This is a genomic window from Bacillus cereus group sp. MG16, from assembly GCF_040459875.1.
In the GTDB taxonomy this organism is placed as follows: domain Bacteria; phylum Bacillota; class Bacilli; order Bacillales; family Bacillaceae_G; genus Bacillus_A; species Bacillus_A paranthracis.
Genome location: NZ_JARVHE010000001.1, coordinates 3,473,958 through 3,489,558, shown reverse-complemented (window position 1 = coordinate 3,489,558; position 15,601 = coordinate 3,473,958). Strand labels below are relative to the sequence as shown.

Here is a 15,601-nt window from a genome sequence, read left to right as displayed (position 1 = left end):
TAGGGTGGTACCGCGATATTTTTGTCGTCCCTACGTATTTACGTAGGGGCGTTTTTTATTAGTAGAGAGGAAGTGAACGTATTAGAAAAGAGTGTGGATAGAACAATATAAATACTGAATTGTAAAACAGAAAAAGATAAAGAGAGGAGATTAACAAATGAATTCACAGCAATGGACATCGAAATTAGGTTTCGTATTAGCTGCGGCAGGTTCAGCGATTGGTCTAGGGGCAATTTGGAAGTTCCCGTATATGGCCGGAATTGGAGGGGGCGGCGCGTTCTTCCTTATTTTCATCGGTTTCACATTATTAATTGGTTTACCGCTATTATTAGCTGAATTCGTAATTGGAAGAAGTACACAAAAAGAGGCTGTTGATGCGTATAGAGAAATCGCACCAAAAACATTATGGCCATGGTTAGGGAAATTAGGGATTGTAACTTGTTTCATATTACTTTCTTTCTACAGTGTTGTAGGAGGCTGGATTTTATTATATTTATGGAATGCAATTACAGGTAGACTATGGGAAGGAAATGGCGCATACGAAGCTACGTTTGGTGAAATCATTTCCAATCCGTATTTAGCCGTTGGATCACAGCTATTATTCATCCTTATTACTATTTTTATCGTAAGTAAAGGTGTACAAAATGGTGTTGAAAAAGTAAATAAATATTTCATGCCAGCACTATTCGTTTTATTCTTTGTATTAATCGTTCGTGCACTTACATTAGATGGTGCTGGAGAAGGCGTTCGTTTCTTCTTACAACCTGATTTCTCACATGTAACATCAGAAGTTATTTTATATGCGATGGGACAATCGTTCTTCTCACTATCAGTCGGAGTAGCAGTAATGGTAACGTATAGCTCATACTTACCGAAAGAGGAAAGTTTACCGCGTTCAGCATTTTCTATCGTAGCTTTAACGCTTGTGATTACATTACTTGCAGGACTTGCAATTTTCCCAGTAGTGTTCGCATTTGGAATGGAACCATCTCAAGGACCGGGACTATTATTTATCGTACTGCCAGCTATTTTTAGTAAAATGGCATTCGGAAAATTCTTCTTCATCGTTTTCTTACTACTATTCTTCTTTGCTACTATTACATCAGCGATTTCGATGTTAGAAATTAGCGTGGCATCTTTAACTGCAAAAGGTAAAGGGAAACGTGAAAAAATGGCTTTAATCGTAGGTTTATTAATCTTCGTTGTAGGAGTACCATCAGCATTGTCATTTGGTATATTAAGCGATCTGAAGATTTTCGGAAAGACAGTCTTTGATTTAGCGGATTATGCAGTTAGTAACGTATTAATGCCACTTGGTGTTTTATTAGTTTCTATCTTTGTTCCTTTAAAAATGAAGAAAGATGTATTAATGAAAGAGCTTGGGGTAAGTAAAAATAGAGGCTATAAATTATTCGTATTATGGCTATTCTTACTTCGCTTTATCGCACCAATTGCGATTATTATCGTATTCTTAAATGTACTTGGCATTATTTAAACAAAAAGGTAGCGTATCATTGTATGATACGCTACCTTTCTTACTTTGTTCTTTTTTGTAGTTCGTTTACTGTTACGAACTGATAGCCCTTCTTAGATAAAGAGTCTAAAATACCTTCAATGGTCTGTAAACTTTCATTAGACTCATCATACATAGAGTGCAGTAAAATGATAGAACCTGGTTTTACATTTTTATTAACATATTCAATTTTATCAGCAGCAGATTTATAAAAAGTATCAGGTTCAAGGTCCCAGGTGATTGTTTCGATATTGTTTTTATTTAAATAATAGGGCAGACCAATTAGCTTTTTCCCGTTAGGTGGTCTAAAATCAATTGCGCCTGTAAATCCTGTTTGGCGGATTAATGAATTTGTTTTTTCTATTTCTTCTTTAATAAAAGAAGGTGTTTTAAAAACCATTCTGTTATGAGAATATGTATGGTTTCCAATTTGGTGTCCAGATTGTACGATAGATTCTCCAAACGATAGGTTTTTCTCTAATTCATTTCCAATTAAAAAGAAAGTAGCTTTTGCATTGTATGTATCTAGTAGCGGTAATATTTGTTTTACATTGTTAGTAGGGCCATCATCAAAAGTTAAAGCAATCACCTTTTCATTTGTTTCTACTCGATTTGTTAAATCTCCAAATAATTGAAAGCTTCTTGCATTCATCAATTTGTATGTTCCGAATAATGCTACAGTAATAATGAATATTGTAACGATTGTAATGATTTTTTTCTTCTTCATAACGCAACCTCACTATAGTTTTTGATTGGACTAAAAAGTATTATATCAAACTAAGTAATTTCATGCTTTAAAAAGGATGTGGATGCAAGGGGAAGGAATTTATCATATAATGTAATGAAAAAGGTATATTAGGAGGTGTTTACATGGCGATTATAATTCAATTGCCAGACACTGCAGCGTCTCATGCAAAGCCAAGTATGGAAATGGCGATACTTTGCGTGAGGTAGACAAGTAATATACAATCCATCGCCAAAATGAGCTTGTATCATTTTTTTGTATTTGGCTTTGCACCTTATTGAAATGAACCATAAAAAATAAGGGGCGAGCAGAAATGAAATACGTAAAAGCTAAGGCAGTTTTACCAGAGAGTTTAATTACTGAAATTCAAAAGTATATACAAGGTGAAACAATTTACATTCCAAAACAAGAAACGAAACATTATAAATGGGGGACACGATCTGGAGGAAGAAAACAGTTAGATGAAAGAAACAAAGCCATTAAAGAAGCGTTTAAAAGCGGAATTGCTATTCATCAACTTGCAGAAGAGTATTTTCTTTCCGGAGAAACGATTAAAAAGATTGTGTATTCTAAATAAGAGGAAAAGAGTCTGATTCATATTACTTTGAATCAGACTCTTTTTGTTTTATATGTATTGGATATATGAGATGTGAACGGGCATGATAATAGAAAAAAATGTGCCGTTTTTTTATAAAATGGTATACAGAGCACTTGAAAAGTAGAAAGGTGAACATATATGAATCATATTGGACAAATAACGATAGAGCTTTTAATTGGTTTCTTTGTTCTATTAATTGCTACAAAAATACTAGGGAAAACACAAATATCTCAGCTAACACCCTTTGATTTTATTTCTGCTATCGTCCTTGGTGAGCTCGTTGGAAATTCAATATATGATCCTAAAATTAAAGTGTGGTCTATTTTATATTCAGTATTTGTTTGGGTAATTTTAATTTATACAATAGAAGTGATAACGCAAAAAATAAGAGGAACAAGAAGGTTTTTTGAAGGATATCCTTCAATTATTATTCGTAATGGAAAGATTGATCGTGAACAATTAAGTGTAAATCATTTGGACATTAACCAATTACAACAAATGCTTAGGCAACAAAAAGATATATTTTCAATCCGAGAAGTTGAATATATGATATTAGAACCTAACGGAAATATAAGTGTTCTGAAAAAAAGTAAATACGAATCTCCCACTATAAATGATTTAAGTTTAAAACATAAGCCTGTATACTTACCAATTTCATTAATTAGTGATGGAAAAGTAGTGAAAGATAATTTGAGAGAAGCGGGCTTTGATGAAGGATGGCTGTATAAGCAAATAAAGCAAAAAGGAATTACTAAATTTGAAGACGTGTTATATGCGGAATGGAAAACAGATGATGGCTTCTTTTGTCAGGAAATGGAGCGGTAAAATATAATCGATGTATGTAATATTCGTTTCTAAGTTATCTTTTACATACCAAAAAGCTAAATCATTGTATACAATAAGATTAGATCAACAATTTGTATGGAGTGATAAAGATGGAAGCTTTTATTAGAAGTGATCAATATAATTTTATAAAATCACAAGCTTATATTTTAGCGAATGGGCACGCAACGGCAAATGATAGAGGTGTCATTCAAGCGTTAAAATCATTAGCAATTGAAAAGATAATACATGTATTTGAGAATTTAACGGATGAGCAGAAAGAGTTAATCGATACGGTATTAACAGTTCAAAATAGAGAAGATGCAGAATCGTTTTTAATGAAAATAAATCCGTACGTCATTCCGTTTCAGGAAGTTACAGCACAAACATTAAAAAAATTATTTCCTAAAGCGAAAAAGTTGAAACTTCCTGATATGGAAGAACTGGATATGAAAGAATTATCTTATTTAAGCTGGATTGATAAAGGGTCAAGTAGGAAATTTATTATAGCGAAAAATGATAAAAATAAGTTTGTTGGTCTGCAAGGAACGTTTCAAAGTTTAAATAAAAAGAGCATTTGTTCTTTATGTCACGGACATGAAGAAGTAGGGATGTTTTTAGTTGAAATTAAAGGTGATATACCAGGAACTTTCGTGAAAAAGGGAAACTATATTTGCAAAGATGCCGTGGCCTGTAATCAGAATATGAAATCACTTGATAAATTACAGGATTTTATTGAGAGATTGAAGAAATAAAATGGAAAACCTCTAGTGCTTAAACTGGAGGTTTTTTATTTAAGAAACGGTAATAGATTTCTTTTTTAAAAGATATAATTTATAAATAAAACATAGGAGAGCTAAAGAAATGTTTAAAAAGTTTTTACTTTCTTTACCGGATGTTTTACTTATATGTATTGTTATCTACATAACATACACAACTACTCTTAGTTTTGTACAGATGTTAGTAATTTCAATTACAATCGGAATCGTTGGTGGTCTTGTTATAAGAATTTGTAAGGATTTATTTGCTTTTATGAAGTGGACAATTAAACAAAGGAAGTCTTGACTATGTTTAATTGCTATACTAGGAGAAACGAAATGACTAAGAAAAAGAGTAGAGTGAAAAACGAAATCGCACTTTGGACATTAACAGCGGTTGTTCTCATCATTGTATGGTACTTTTTTCAAAGATAAAAATGCATCGTACTTAAAAGGTACGATGCATTTTTATTATTTTTTTTGCCAATTTTCTTTTATAAAGTCCGCACGGCCAGATTCTTTTTGCTCAGTAGCATATTTTTCTGGGTTCTTTTTATAGAAGTGTTGATGGTATTCTTCAGCCTCATAAAAAGGTGCAGCCGGGCGAATTTCAGTTACGATTGGCTCTTTAAACATACCGCTTTCCGCAAGAGTTTGTTTTGATTTTTCAGCAAGCTCTTTTTGTGTTTCAGTATGATAAAAAATAGCGGTGCGATAAGATGGACCACGGTCAAAAAATTGTCCGCCATCATCAGTTGGATCGATTTGTGGCCAATATAAATCTAGTAATTTTTTATATGGAAAAATAGAAGGGTCGAATGTAATTTGTACGACTTCTAAATGACCAGATGTACCCGCTTTAACTTGTTCATATGTTGGGTTTTCTACATGACCACCTGCATAGCCAGAAAGTACTTTATGAATACCAGGAAGTTCATCAAATGGCTTTACCATGCACCAAAAGCAACCGCCTGCGAAGGTTGCGAGTTCGTATGTTTTTTCGGACATTGTTGTAATCCTCCTAAATATATATGTTTTATATAGTATTATATAAAAAGTTTTATTGCGCAATAAAAAAGATTCGAAAATATATGTTTTTTACAAACAAGATCCACCGCTCACATCAATTAATTGTCCAGTAACCCAGCGGCTGTCTGGAGAGGCAAGAAATGCAGCAGTATCGGCAATGTCTTCTACTTCACCTAAGCGATTGAAAGCGGAAATAGTAGTGGCGTATTGTTTCATCATTGGGTCACTCAAGAGTTCTGCATTCATATCTGTTTTAATAAATCCTGGAAGTATTGCATTCACCGTTATTCCTCTTGCTCCGAGCTGTTTTGCTAGTGTGAAAGTCATTGTATTAATAGCGCCTTTCGTCATACTATATGCAACAAAATCAGGTAAAGAAATGCGGGTCGCAGCGGATGAAATATTAATAATTCGGCTATTGTCACGTAAACGTGGAAGTGCTTGTTGAATGATAAAGAATGGTGCTTTTGCATTTACTGAAAACATTCTATCAAAAAATTGTTCAGTCGTTTCTTCAATAAAAGCACCAGGACCAATGCCAGCATTGTTTATTAAAATATCAAATTGTGTTTCACCAGTGCGCTTTTGTAATTCAGTATCTAAAGCGTTATAAAGGTTTTCTACACCGTGTAAGGATTCTAAATTTGCGCCGATAGAAAAAGCTTGTCCGCTATTTGATTGAATTTCATGAACAGTTTCTTCAGCGTCATCTTTTCGATTACCGTAATGAACAGCAACCAATGCACCGTCATTTGCTAAACGTTTAGCGATCGCTCGTCCAATTCCTCGGCTTGCTCCTGTAACTAACGCTACTTTCCCTTTTAACATAGTTTCCTCATCTCCTCATAAACTTTATAAGTTTTTCTTTATGTAGTAATGCAAACATACTTAAGTAATATATGAGTGTATGTAAGTAATGTATTCCAATTTTGATTTTTTTGAAAAAACATGTTGACAATGAAAAGAACAACGTTCTATAATACGTTTAACAAATGAAAGTTAATTAAGAATTTTCTAACTTTATATGTTGTATATGCAAAGAAGAGGAAAGTAGATGATTATGATCGTTTCAGAGAGCTACTCCAAGGCTGTGAGAGTAGTAACAATCGAGTCATTGAAGATCACCTCGGAGCATCGCTTGCGAAAGGGAAACTGAGTAGAGGGCGACGGCATCGTCTCCGGTAAAAGGACGGGGGTCTAATTGGACCTACAGAGCTTATATTTCGTGAGAAGTATAAGGAAGCTGAGTGGTAACGCGAAACTCTCGCCTCAGCAATCAAAGCTACTAAATTGTAGTAGTTGATTGCTGAGGCGAGAGTTTTTATTTTAAAAAATAGAATAAGAAAATGCGTAGAAGAGGAGAGTAAATGATAGGCATTGTTTCAGAGAGCTACCCCTAGGCTGTGAGGGTGGTAACAATCGAGTCTTTGAAGATCACCTCGGAGTACTACTTTTGAAACTAGTAAAAAGTAGCGGAGTTGTTTCCGATAGAAAAACAAAAGTCTAATTGGACTTGCAGAGCTTATATTTCGTGAGAAGTGTAAGGAAGCTGAGTGGTACCACGATTCCCTCGTCTCAGCAATGGATTGCTACAAGTATGTATGTAATCGATTGTTGAGACGAGTATATTTTTAAGATTTATATACTGAATATTCTGTTAAAAATACTCATCTCAGCAATCGATATAGAAATAGATTGCAAAAATAGAGAGAAAAAAAGAGGAGCGATGTGAGATGGGAAATCAGTACATTTATATGAATGGGGAATTTGTAGAAAAAGAAAAGGCAGTTGTTTCAGTATATGATCACGGTTTTTTATACGGAGACGGTGTATTTGAAGGGATTCGTAGTTACGGTGGAAATGTATTTTGTTTGAAAGAACATGTAAAACGATTATATGAATCGGCAAAATCTATTTTACTTACAATCCCGCTGACGGTTGACGAAATGGAAGAAGCAGTTTTACAGACACTTCAAAAAAATGAGTATGCAGATGCTTATATTCGGTTAATTGTTTCAAGAGGAAAAGGGGACTTAGGGCTCGATCCGAGAAGTTGTGTGAAACCGAGCGTTATTATCATTGCAGAACAATTAAAGTTATTCCCACAGGAATTTTACGATAATGGATTAAGCGTTGTATCTGTTGCATCAAGACGTAATACGCCAGATGCTTTAGACCCACGTATTAAGTCAATGAACTACTTAAATAACGTACTTGTAAAAATTGAAGCGGCACAAGCAGGAGTGCTAGAGGCTCTTATGTTAAATCAACAAGGATATGTTTGTGAAGGATCTGGAGATAATGTTTTCGTTGTGAAAGATGGAAAAGTGTTAACACCGCCTTCGTATTTAGGGGCGTTAGAAGGTATTACGAGAAATAGTGTTATCGAGTTATGTGAGCGATTGAGTATCCCATGTGAGGAAAGGCCATTTACTCGCCATGACGTATATGTAGCAGATGAAGTATTTTTAACGGGAACGGCAGCAGAATTAATTCCTGTTGTAAAAGTTGATTCAAGAGAAATTGGAGATGGGAAACCAGGAAGTGTAACAAAACAATTGACAGAGGAATTTAAAAAGTTAACGAGAGAAAGAGGAGTACGTGTTCCAGGATTGGCGGAAAGCTTACTGTAGGTAGGGAGAGGAGTTAATTAAAATGGAGCAACAGTATACAACATATGAGAAATTACAGTGTGAAGATGTGACAGGAGCTGGACACGTTATTCAATGTTTGAAGAATTTAGGCGTAACGACTGTTTTCGGTTATCCGGGCGGAGCGATTTTGCCAGTGTACGATGCGTTATACGGAAGTGGATTGAAGCACGTTTTAACTCGTCATGAACAAGCTGCCATTCATGCGGCAGAAGGATATGCGAGAGCTTCTGGAAAGGTCGGGGTAGTCTTTGCTACCTCTGGCCCAGGGGCGACGAATTTAGTTACGGGTTTAGCGGATGCTTATATGGATTCGATTCCTTTAGTTGTCATTACAGGGCAAGTTGCAAAGGCCTTAATTGGTAAAGATGGATTTCAAGAAGCGGATGTTGTTGGAATTACAGTACCTGTTACGAAGCATAATTACCAAATTCGTGATGTGAATCATTTATCACGCATCGTACAAGAAGCTTTTTACATCGCCGAAAGCGGGCGGCCAGGACCAGTATTAATTGATATTCCAAAAGATGTTCAAAATGCAAAAGTCACCAGTTTCTTTAATGAAGAAGTTGATATTCCGGGGTACAAACCAGAACTCGTACCAGACAGCATGAAACTTAGAGAGGTGGCTAAAGCAATTTCAAAATCAAAACGCCCACTTCTTTATATTGGAGGAGGTGTCATTCATTCAGGTGGATCTGATGAACTGATCAAATTTGCAAGAGAAAATCGTATTCCAGTCGTGTCAACTTTAATGGGACTGGGTGCGTATCCGCCGGGAGATTCATTATTTTTAGGAATGCTCGGTATGCATGGAACATACGCAGCAAATATGGCAGTAACAGAATGTGACTTATTACTTGCTTTAGGTGTTCGTTTTGATGACCGTGTAACAGGAAAACTGGAACTTTTTTCTCCGCATTCGAAAAAGGTACATATTGATATAGATCCTTCGGAGTTTCAAAAAAATGTAACGGTAAAGTATCCAGTTGTTGGAGATGTAAAAAAAGCGTTACACATGTTGTTACATATGCCAATTTGTACACAGACAGATGAATGGCTTACGAAAACCGAGGAATGGAAAGCGGAATACCCTCTTTCCTATATTCAAAAAGAAAGTGAGTTAAAACCACAGCATGTTATTAGCTTAGTAAGTGAATTAACGAATGGTGAAGCGATTGTTACGACAGAAGTAGGACAGCATCAAATGTGGGCTGCGCATTTTTATAAAGCGAAAAACCCGCGGACTTTTCTAACATCAGGTGGATTAGGAACGATGGGATTTGGCTTCCCGGCGGCAGTTGGTGCTCAGCTTGCAAAAGAAGAAGAACTCGTTATTTGTATTGCAGGTGATGCTTCTTTTCAAATGAATATTCAAGAACTACAAACAATTGCTGAAAATAACATCCCTGTAAAAGTATTTATTATAAACAATAAATTTTTAGGGATGGTAAGGCAATGGCAAGAAATGTTTTATGAAAATCGATTATCAGAGTCGAAAATTGGATCGCCAGATTTTGTGAAAGTGGCAGAAGCTTATGGAGTGAAAGGGTTAAGAGCGACAAATTCAACTGAGGCGAAACAAGTGATGTTAGAAGCATTTGCTCATGAAGGACCTGTCGTAGTTGATTTTTGTGTAGAAGAAGGTGAAAACGTATTTCCGATGGTTCCACCAAATAAAGGGAATAACGAAATGATTATGAAGAGGTGGGAAGAATGAGTCATACTTTTTCACTCGTTATTCATAACGAGCCAAGCGTCTTATTACGTATAAGTGGGATTTTTGCTAGGCGTGGCTATTATATTTCTTCTTTACATTTAAACGAAAGAGATACTAGTGGCGTTTCTGAAATGAAACTCACAGCAGTTTGTACTGAAAATGAAGCGACATTACTTGTTAGTCAGTTGAAAAAAATAATTGATGTACTGCAAGTAAATAAATTATAAGGAGTGTATCGAATATGAAAACATATTATGAGCAAGATGCAAATGTAGAGTTATTACAAGGAAAAACTGTTGCAGTAGTTGGTTATGGATCACAAGGTCATGCGCAAGCACAAAATTTGCGTGATTCTGGTGTGGAAGTGGTAGTTGGTGTTCGTCCTGGTAAGTCGTATGAAGTAGCGAAAGCAGATGGGTTTGAAGTAATGTCTGTTTCAGAAGCGGTTCGAACCGCGCAAGTTGTACAAATGTTACTGCCAGATGAACAGCAAGCACATGTGTATAAAGCAGAAGTAGAAGAGAATCTCCGCGAAGGACAAATGTTACTTTTCTCACATGGATTTAATATTCACTTCGGACAAATTAACCCGCCAAGCTACGTAGATGTAGCAATGGTCGCGCCAAAAAGTCCGGGTCATCTCGTTCGCCGTGTATTTCAAGAAGGAAACGGTGTTCCGGCATTAGTCGCAGTACATCAAGATGCAACAGGCACAGCATTACATGTAGCACTTGCGTATGCAAAAGGTGTAGGGTGTACACGTGCAGGTGTAATTGAAACGACATTCCAAGAAGAAACCGAAACGGATTTATTCGGAGAGCAAGCTGTACTTTGCGGAGGGGTAACTGCACTTGTGAAAGCTGGTTTTGAAACATTAACGGAAGGCGGATATCGCCCTGAAATTGCATATTTCGAATGTTTACATGAATTAAAGTTAATCGTTGATTTAATGTACGAAGGTGGTTTAACGAACATGCGCCATTCTATTTCAGATACGGCAGAGTTTGGGGATTATGTAACAGGATCGAGAATTGTTACAGATGAAACGAAGAAAGAGATGAAACGAGTACTTACAGAGATTCAGCAAGGCGAATTCGCGAAGAAATGGATTTTAGAAAATCAAGCAGGGCGTCCAACGTATAATGCGATGAAAAAAGCAGAACAAAATCATCAGTTAGAAAAAGTAGGAGCAGAGCTTCGTGAAATGATGAGCTGGATTCATGCACCGAAAGAATTAGTAAAGAAATAGAGTAAGAGATTATAAGTAAAAATACGTAAGAGGGGATTTGACAAGATGAGAAGTGACATGATTAAAAAAGGTTTTGATAAAGCGCCGCATCGTAGTTTATTAAAAGCAACTGGTTTGAAAGATGAAGATTTTGATAAACCGTTTATAGCTATTTGTAATTCTTTTATTGAAATTATTCCAGGTCATAAGCATTTAAATGAGTTTGGGAAACTTGTTAAAGAAGCAGTGCGTGCAGCGGGCATGGTTCCATTTGAATTTAATACAATTGGAGTAGATGACGGTATTGCGATGGGGCATATCGGTATGCGCTATTCGCTTCCGAGTCGAGAAATTATTGCAGATTCAGTGGAAACGGTTGTAAATGCACACTGGTTTGATGGCATGATTTGTATTCCAAACTGTGACAAAATCACACCAGGTATGATGATGGCTGCACTACGTATTAACATTCCGACTGTGTTTGTTTCGGGCGGCCCGATGGCAGCAGGAAAAACATCTAAAGGAGAAGTTGTTGATCTGAGTTCCGTTTTTGAAGGAGTAGGAGCTTATCAATCTGGGAAAATTTCAGAAGAAGAATTAAAAGATATTGAAGATCATGGCTGTCCATCTTGTGGTTCTTGTTCCGGTATGTTTACAGCGAACTCTATGAACTGTTTATGTGAAGTGTTAGGTTTAGCTCTTCCTGGTAACGGAAGTATTTTGGCTATTGATCCGAGACGTGAGGAGTTAATTAAAGAAGCAGCAGAAAAATTAAAGATTTTAATTGAAAGAGATATTAAACCACGAGACATTGTAACGGAAGAAGCAATTGATGATGCGTTCGCGCTTGATATGGCGATGGGCGGTTCAACAAATACAGTGTTACATACATTAGCACTCGCACATGAGGCAGGACTAGATTATGATATGAGCCGTATTGATGCCGTTTCAAGACGTGTACCACATTTATGTAAAGTAAGCCCTGCGTCCAATTGGCATATGGAAGATATTGATCGTGCAGGCGGGATTAGTGCAATTTTGAAAGAGATGAGCCGAAAAGAAGGGGTACTTCATTTAGATCGTATTACTGCTACGGGGCAAACATTAAGAGAAAACATTGCTCATGCAGAGATTAAAGATAAGGAAGTGATTCATTCTCTTGAAAATCCTCATAGTGAAGAAGGTGGATTACGTATATTAAAAGGAAACCTTGCGAAAGACGGAGCAGTTATTAAAAGCGGGGCAACTGAAGTAAAACGATTTGAAGGACCTTGTGTTATTTTTAATTCACAAGATGAGGCGCTTGCCGGCATTATGCTTGGGAAGGTTAAAAAAGGAGATGTAGTTGTTATTCGTTATGAAGGACCAAGAGGCGGTCCTGGTATGCCGGAAATGTTAGCACCAACGTCAGCGATTGCTGGCATGGGATTAGGTGCAGATGTTGCGTTGTTAACCGATGGTCGTTTCTCTGGTGCTTCACGTGGTATTTCAGTAGGGCATATTTCGCCAGAAGCAGCTGCGGGCGGGACGATTGCACTTCTTGAACAAGGGGATATCGTTTGTATCGATGTTGAGGAAAGGGTGTTAGAAGTAAGAGTGAGTGACGAAGAATTAGATAAGCGTAAAAAAGAATGGAAACGACCAGAACCGAAAGTGAAAACGGGCTGGCTTGGACGTTATGCACAAATGGTAACATCGGCGAATACAGGTGCAGTCTTAAAAGTCCCGAATTTTGATTGAGCCAATTAAAAAAAGATAAGGATGATATAAAATGGTGCAAAAGGTAAAGGAGAGAGTGAAAATTGAAGATATCTTAATGGCTCATAATTGCATGAAAGATATCGTTATTAAAACACCGTTACAACGTGATACAGTTTTATCTGAGAAATATGATTGTGACGTTTATGTAAAACGAGAAGATTTACAATTGATTCGCTCTTTCAAAATTCGTGGTGCGTACAATTTAATTCAAAGTTTATCAAAAGAACAATTACAAAATGGTGTTGTTTGCGCAAGTGCTGGTAATCATGCACAAGGAGTTGCTTATACGTGCAATTTATTGAAGATTCCGTCAAAAATTTTCATGCCGACGACGACACCTAAACAAAAAGTGTCACAAGTACAATTTTTCGGTGGTGATTATGCAGAAATTGTATTAGTTGGTGATACATTTGATAGCTCTTTCCAAGAAGCACAGCGCTATTGTGAAGAAAATAGAATGACGTTTGTTCATCCATTTGATGATCCGTATGTAGTTGCTGGCCAAGGGACTGTGGCTGTTGAAATTATGCATGATATGGAGAAACCAGTTGATTATATCTTTACAGCAATTGGTGGTGGTGGATTAGCATCAGGTGTTGGTACATATGTGAAAGGTGTTAGTCCTGCTACACAGGTCATTGGGGTAGAGCCAATGGGAGCTGCATCTATGAAAGAGGCTTTTCTTCAAAATGATAATGTCGCATTGGAGAAAATAGATAGTTTTGTTGATGGGGCAGCGGTTAAAAAGGTAGGAAAGTTAACATTTGAAACGTGTAAAGGTGTAATTGATGACATCGTTTTAGTACCAGAGGGAAAGGTTTGTACGACGATTTTAGAACTGTATAAGAAAAATGCGATTGTAGCTGAACCAGCTGGTGCACTCTCTATTGCAGCGCTTGATTTATATAGAGATGAAATAAAAGGTAAAACAGTTGTTTGTACGCTAAGTGGTGGAAATAATGATATTGATAGAATGCAAGAAATGAAAGAACGATCTCTTATTTACGAAGGGTTAAAGCATTATTTCATCATTGAATTCCCACAGCGTTCAGGTGCGTTAAGAGAATTTCTTGATAAAGGATTAGGGCCAGAAGATGATATTACTCGCTTTGAGTATATTAAGAAACATAATAAGGAAAATGGTCCAGCATTAGTCGGAGTAGAATTAAAACATAAAGAAGATTACGAGCAGTTAATTACCCGTTTTAAAGAAAATAACATTCAATTTATGGAGCTTAATAAAAATCCTGTTTTGTTTGATTTACTTATTTAATAGAAGGAAAGAGTTAGCACCCAAATAAAAAAGATAGATACAAGCGAGGAAATATAATGCTTGTTCTATCTTTTTTATAGTTAAACTAGATATTCATTAAATTCAAGAAGAATAAAGCTAGCTAACCAAAAGAATATGGCAATACGAATGATTACATACATAGTAAATTCAAAGGGAGAAAGGTTTCTCTCTCGCTTTATTTTTTTTAATAGTCTCACAGAATAAAAGGAACATAAAAGCAGAATTGCTATAGAGATTTTATAGATATTTTCTAAGAGATTTATATTTTCTAATAAGTCTTTTAGCATATTCATCACCTATTCTCTAATGTATGTTACAAAGAAATGGATCTTGTACTGTTTAGTTGCGTTTATTTATTATTTTCCCTGTATCATCAATTTCTACATCAGTTGAAATTGTTTGTAAGTATTGGAGAGCTTTTCTCTTTTCTTCCTCATTTACAGGGGAAACTTGGTTGTTACGGATGATATAAGGATTGAATGACATTTGGACATCCTTTCCTTTAAAAGTTAAAGTTAATACACCAGTTTCAGCACTTTTTCCGTTCACATAACTTGGGAATAAAAAGTTTCCTAATGAGTAAGCGACAGGAACGTTATTATAATATTCAAACCCTTGTAACCAATGTGGATGACTTCCGACAATCGCGTCGGCTCCTGCTGTAACCATTTTATTTACATATTGTTTTTGATAATCTACCGGACGATTTGATTTTTCGACACCCCAATGCATATAGACAATTAAATAGTCTGCATCTTTCTTTTGCTCTTTAATTGTTTTTGTTACAAGATTTAAATCATACCCGTTCGCAACGCCAGGTTTATTGTCATCAGCTACCCAAGTGAAATCAGGCATAAATCGGACGAATGAAAGGAATTTGAATTTTTTTCCTTTTACAGTCATTTCTCGTGCAGTATATGCATCTTTTGCATTTTTTCCGGCTCCAATGTAAGGGAACTTTAATTTCTCTACGTGAGAGATTGTGTCTAATAATCCATTTTGTCCATAATCAAGTGTATGGTTATTCCCAATATTTACGATGTCATATCCAGTGTTTTTTATCGCTTGAAGCGTGGATGGATCACTTTTAATCCAAAACAGTTGTCCAGGAGCTTTCTTTTCTTTCGTTGTAAATGCTGACTCTAAATTAACGAAAGAAATATCAGCTTTTGTTATTTCTTCTTTTACGTGCTGGAATGGATAATCAGCCCCGTTTTTTCGATTACCGGACGTAATTGCCAATCGAACATTGTATCACCAGAGAAGGTGAGGGTAATTTCTGGGTCTTCTATTTTCTTCTCGCTCGTTGAAGCAGTTTTGCTAGATTTGTTTTGGAAATCGGGTTTGTCTTTCGCTTTTGAAGTAAAAGAGTGGTTAATTAATACAACAATTGGCGTAATGCAAAAGGCTATTAACAAAAATCGTTTTAGTAAAGTTTTCATAAATACCTTCCCTTTTGAGTTTATCCCGCAATTAAATTAG

15 protein-coding genes, 1 pseudogene and 2 other annotated features are annotated in these 15,601 nt (G+C 36.1%); of the genes and pseudogenes, 11 read left to right on the top strand and 5 right to left on the bottom strand.

The genetic code is table 11. The features are described from left to right. The first annotated feature begins 157 nt into the window (after nucleotides 1–157). Nucleotides 158–1,495 carry a sodium-dependent transporter gene (locus tag QCI73_RS18000; protein WP_262725334.1) on the top strand — a complete coding sequence of 446 codons (1,338 nt, stop codon included), beginning with the start codon at nucleotides 158–160 and terminating at the stop codon, nucleotides 1,493–1,495. A 40-nt stretch (nucleotides 1,496–1,535) separates the two neighbouring features. Here QCI73_RS18000 and QCI73_RS17995 read toward each other — a convergent pair whose 3' ends face one another. Further along, nucleotides 1,536–2,240, bottom strand: a complete 705-nt coding sequence (locus QCI73_RS17995; protein ID WP_353823472.1) for a polysaccharide deacetylase family protein — start codon at nucleotides 2,238–2,240, stop codon at nucleotides 1,536–1,538. Between the two features lie 331 nt (nucleotides 2,241–2,571). Between QCI73_RS17995 and QCI73_RS17990 the strand changes: the two genes are divergently transcribed. From QCI73_RS17990 to QCI73_RS17975, 4 genes are all read left to right on the top strand, one after another. Continuing rightward, entirely contained in the window at nucleotides 2,572–2,835 is a 264-nt protein-coding gene (locus QCI73_RS17990) for a CD3324 family protein (RefSeq protein WP_000878319.1), read from the top strand. Between the two features lie 159 nt (nucleotides 2,836–2,994). Beyond that, nucleotides 2,995–3,681, top strand: a complete 687-nt coding sequence (locus tag QCI73_RS17985; RefSeq protein ID WP_001015532.1) for a DUF421 domain-containing protein — start codon at nucleotides 2,995–2,997, stop codon at nucleotides 3,679–3,681. Nucleotides 3,682–3,791: 110 nt separating this feature from the next. Further along, a complete protein-coding gene (locus QCI73_RS17980) occupies nucleotides 3,792–4,433 on the top strand; it encodes a FusB/FusC family EF-G-binding protein (RefSeq protein WP_070805743.1) in 642 nt (213 codons plus the stop codon). Between the two features lie 109 nt (nucleotides 4,434–4,542). After that, complete coding sequence (locus QCI73_RS17975; protein ID WP_070805744.1) at nucleotides 4,543–4,743, top strand: hypothetical protein; 201 nt, start codon at nucleotides 4,543–4,545, stop codon at nucleotides 4,741–4,743. A gap of 164 nt (nucleotides 4,744–4,907) precedes the next feature. On the opposite strand, the gene msrA is transcribed toward QCI73_RS17975, so the two are convergent. After that, nucleotides 4,908–5,444, bottom strand: a complete 537-nt coding sequence (gene msrA / locus QCI73_RS17970) for a peptide-methionine (S)-S-oxide reductase MsrA (protein WP_070805745.1) — start codon at nucleotides 5,442–5,444, stop codon at nucleotides 4,908–4,910. Nucleotides 5,445–5,534: 90 nt separating this feature from the next. Then, nucleotides 5,535–6,293 (bottom strand): SDR family oxidoreductase, encoded by a 759-nt coding sequence (locus QCI73_RS17965; RefSeq protein ID WP_353823471.1) that lies wholly within the window; start codon nucleotides 6,291–6,293, stop codon nucleotides 5,535–5,537. 201 nt (nucleotides 6,294–6,494) lie between these two features. Further along, nucleotides 6,495–6,740, top strand: a binding site (T-box leader). 67 nt (nucleotides 6,741–6,807) lie between these two features. Then, nucleotides 6,808–7,046, top strand: a binding site (T-box leader). Nucleotides 7,047–7,198: 152 nt separating this feature from the next. Here QCI73_RS17965 and ilvE point away from each other — a divergent pair. From ilvE to ilvA, 6 genes are read left to right on the top strand one after another with little or no spacing between them, the layout of a single operon-like run. Then, a complete protein-coding gene (gene ilvE / locus QCI73_RS17960; RefSeq protein ID WP_000528132.1) occupies nucleotides 7,199–8,098 on the top strand; it encodes a branched-chain-amino-acid transaminase in 900 nt (299 codons plus the stop codon). A gap of 22 nt (nucleotides 8,099–8,120) precedes the next feature. Next, on the top strand, nucleotides 8,121–9,836 hold the full coding sequence (ilvB, locus tag QCI73_RS17955; RefSeq protein ID WP_353823470.1) for an acetolactate synthase large subunit: 1,716 nt from the start codon (nucleotides 8,121–8,123) through the stop codon (nucleotides 9,834–9,836). Next, complete coding sequence (locus QCI73_RS17950; RefSeq protein WP_142345169.1) at nucleotides 9,833–10,063, top strand: ACT domain-containing protein; 231 nt, start codon at nucleotides 9,833–9,835, stop codon at nucleotides 10,061–10,063. Before ilvB ends, QCI73_RS17950 begins: the two co-directional genes overlap by 4 nt. 14 nt (nucleotides 10,064–10,077) lie before the next feature. Further along, on the top strand, nucleotides 10,078–11,085 hold the full coding sequence (ilvC, locus tag QCI73_RS17945) for a ketol-acid reductoisomerase (RefSeq protein WP_317458378.1): 1,008 nt from the start codon (nucleotides 10,078–10,080) through the stop codon (nucleotides 11,083–11,085). Nucleotides 11,086–11,130: 45 nt separating this feature from the next. Then, on the top strand, nucleotides 11,131–12,804 hold the full coding sequence (gene ilvD, locus QCI73_RS17940; RefSeq protein WP_046197706.1) for a dihydroxy-acid dehydratase: 1,674 nt from the start codon (nucleotides 11,131–11,133) through the stop codon (nucleotides 12,802–12,804). Nucleotides 12,805–12,835: 31 nt separating this feature from the next. Next, on the top strand, nucleotides 12,836–14,098 hold the full coding sequence (gene ilvA, locus QCI73_RS17935; RefSeq protein WP_353823469.1) for a threonine ammonia-lyase IlvA: 1,263 nt from the start codon (nucleotides 12,836–12,838) through the stop codon (nucleotides 14,096–14,098). A gap of 80 nt (nucleotides 14,099–14,178) precedes the next feature. Here ilvA and QCI73_RS17930 read toward each other — a convergent pair whose 3' ends face one another. Continuing rightward, the gene (locus QCI73_RS17930; protein ID WP_327923223.1) at nucleotides 14,179–14,406 is read right to left on the bottom strand and encodes a hypothetical protein; all 228 of its coding nucleotides are present in this window, start codon (nucleotides 14,404–14,406) and stop codon (nucleotides 14,179–14,181) included. A gap of 52 nt (nucleotides 14,407–14,458) precedes the next feature. Further along, nucleotides 14,459–15,561, bottom strand: a pseudogene (locus QCI73_RS17925) (CapA family protein). Nucleotides 15,562–15,601 lie beyond the last annotated feature (40 nt).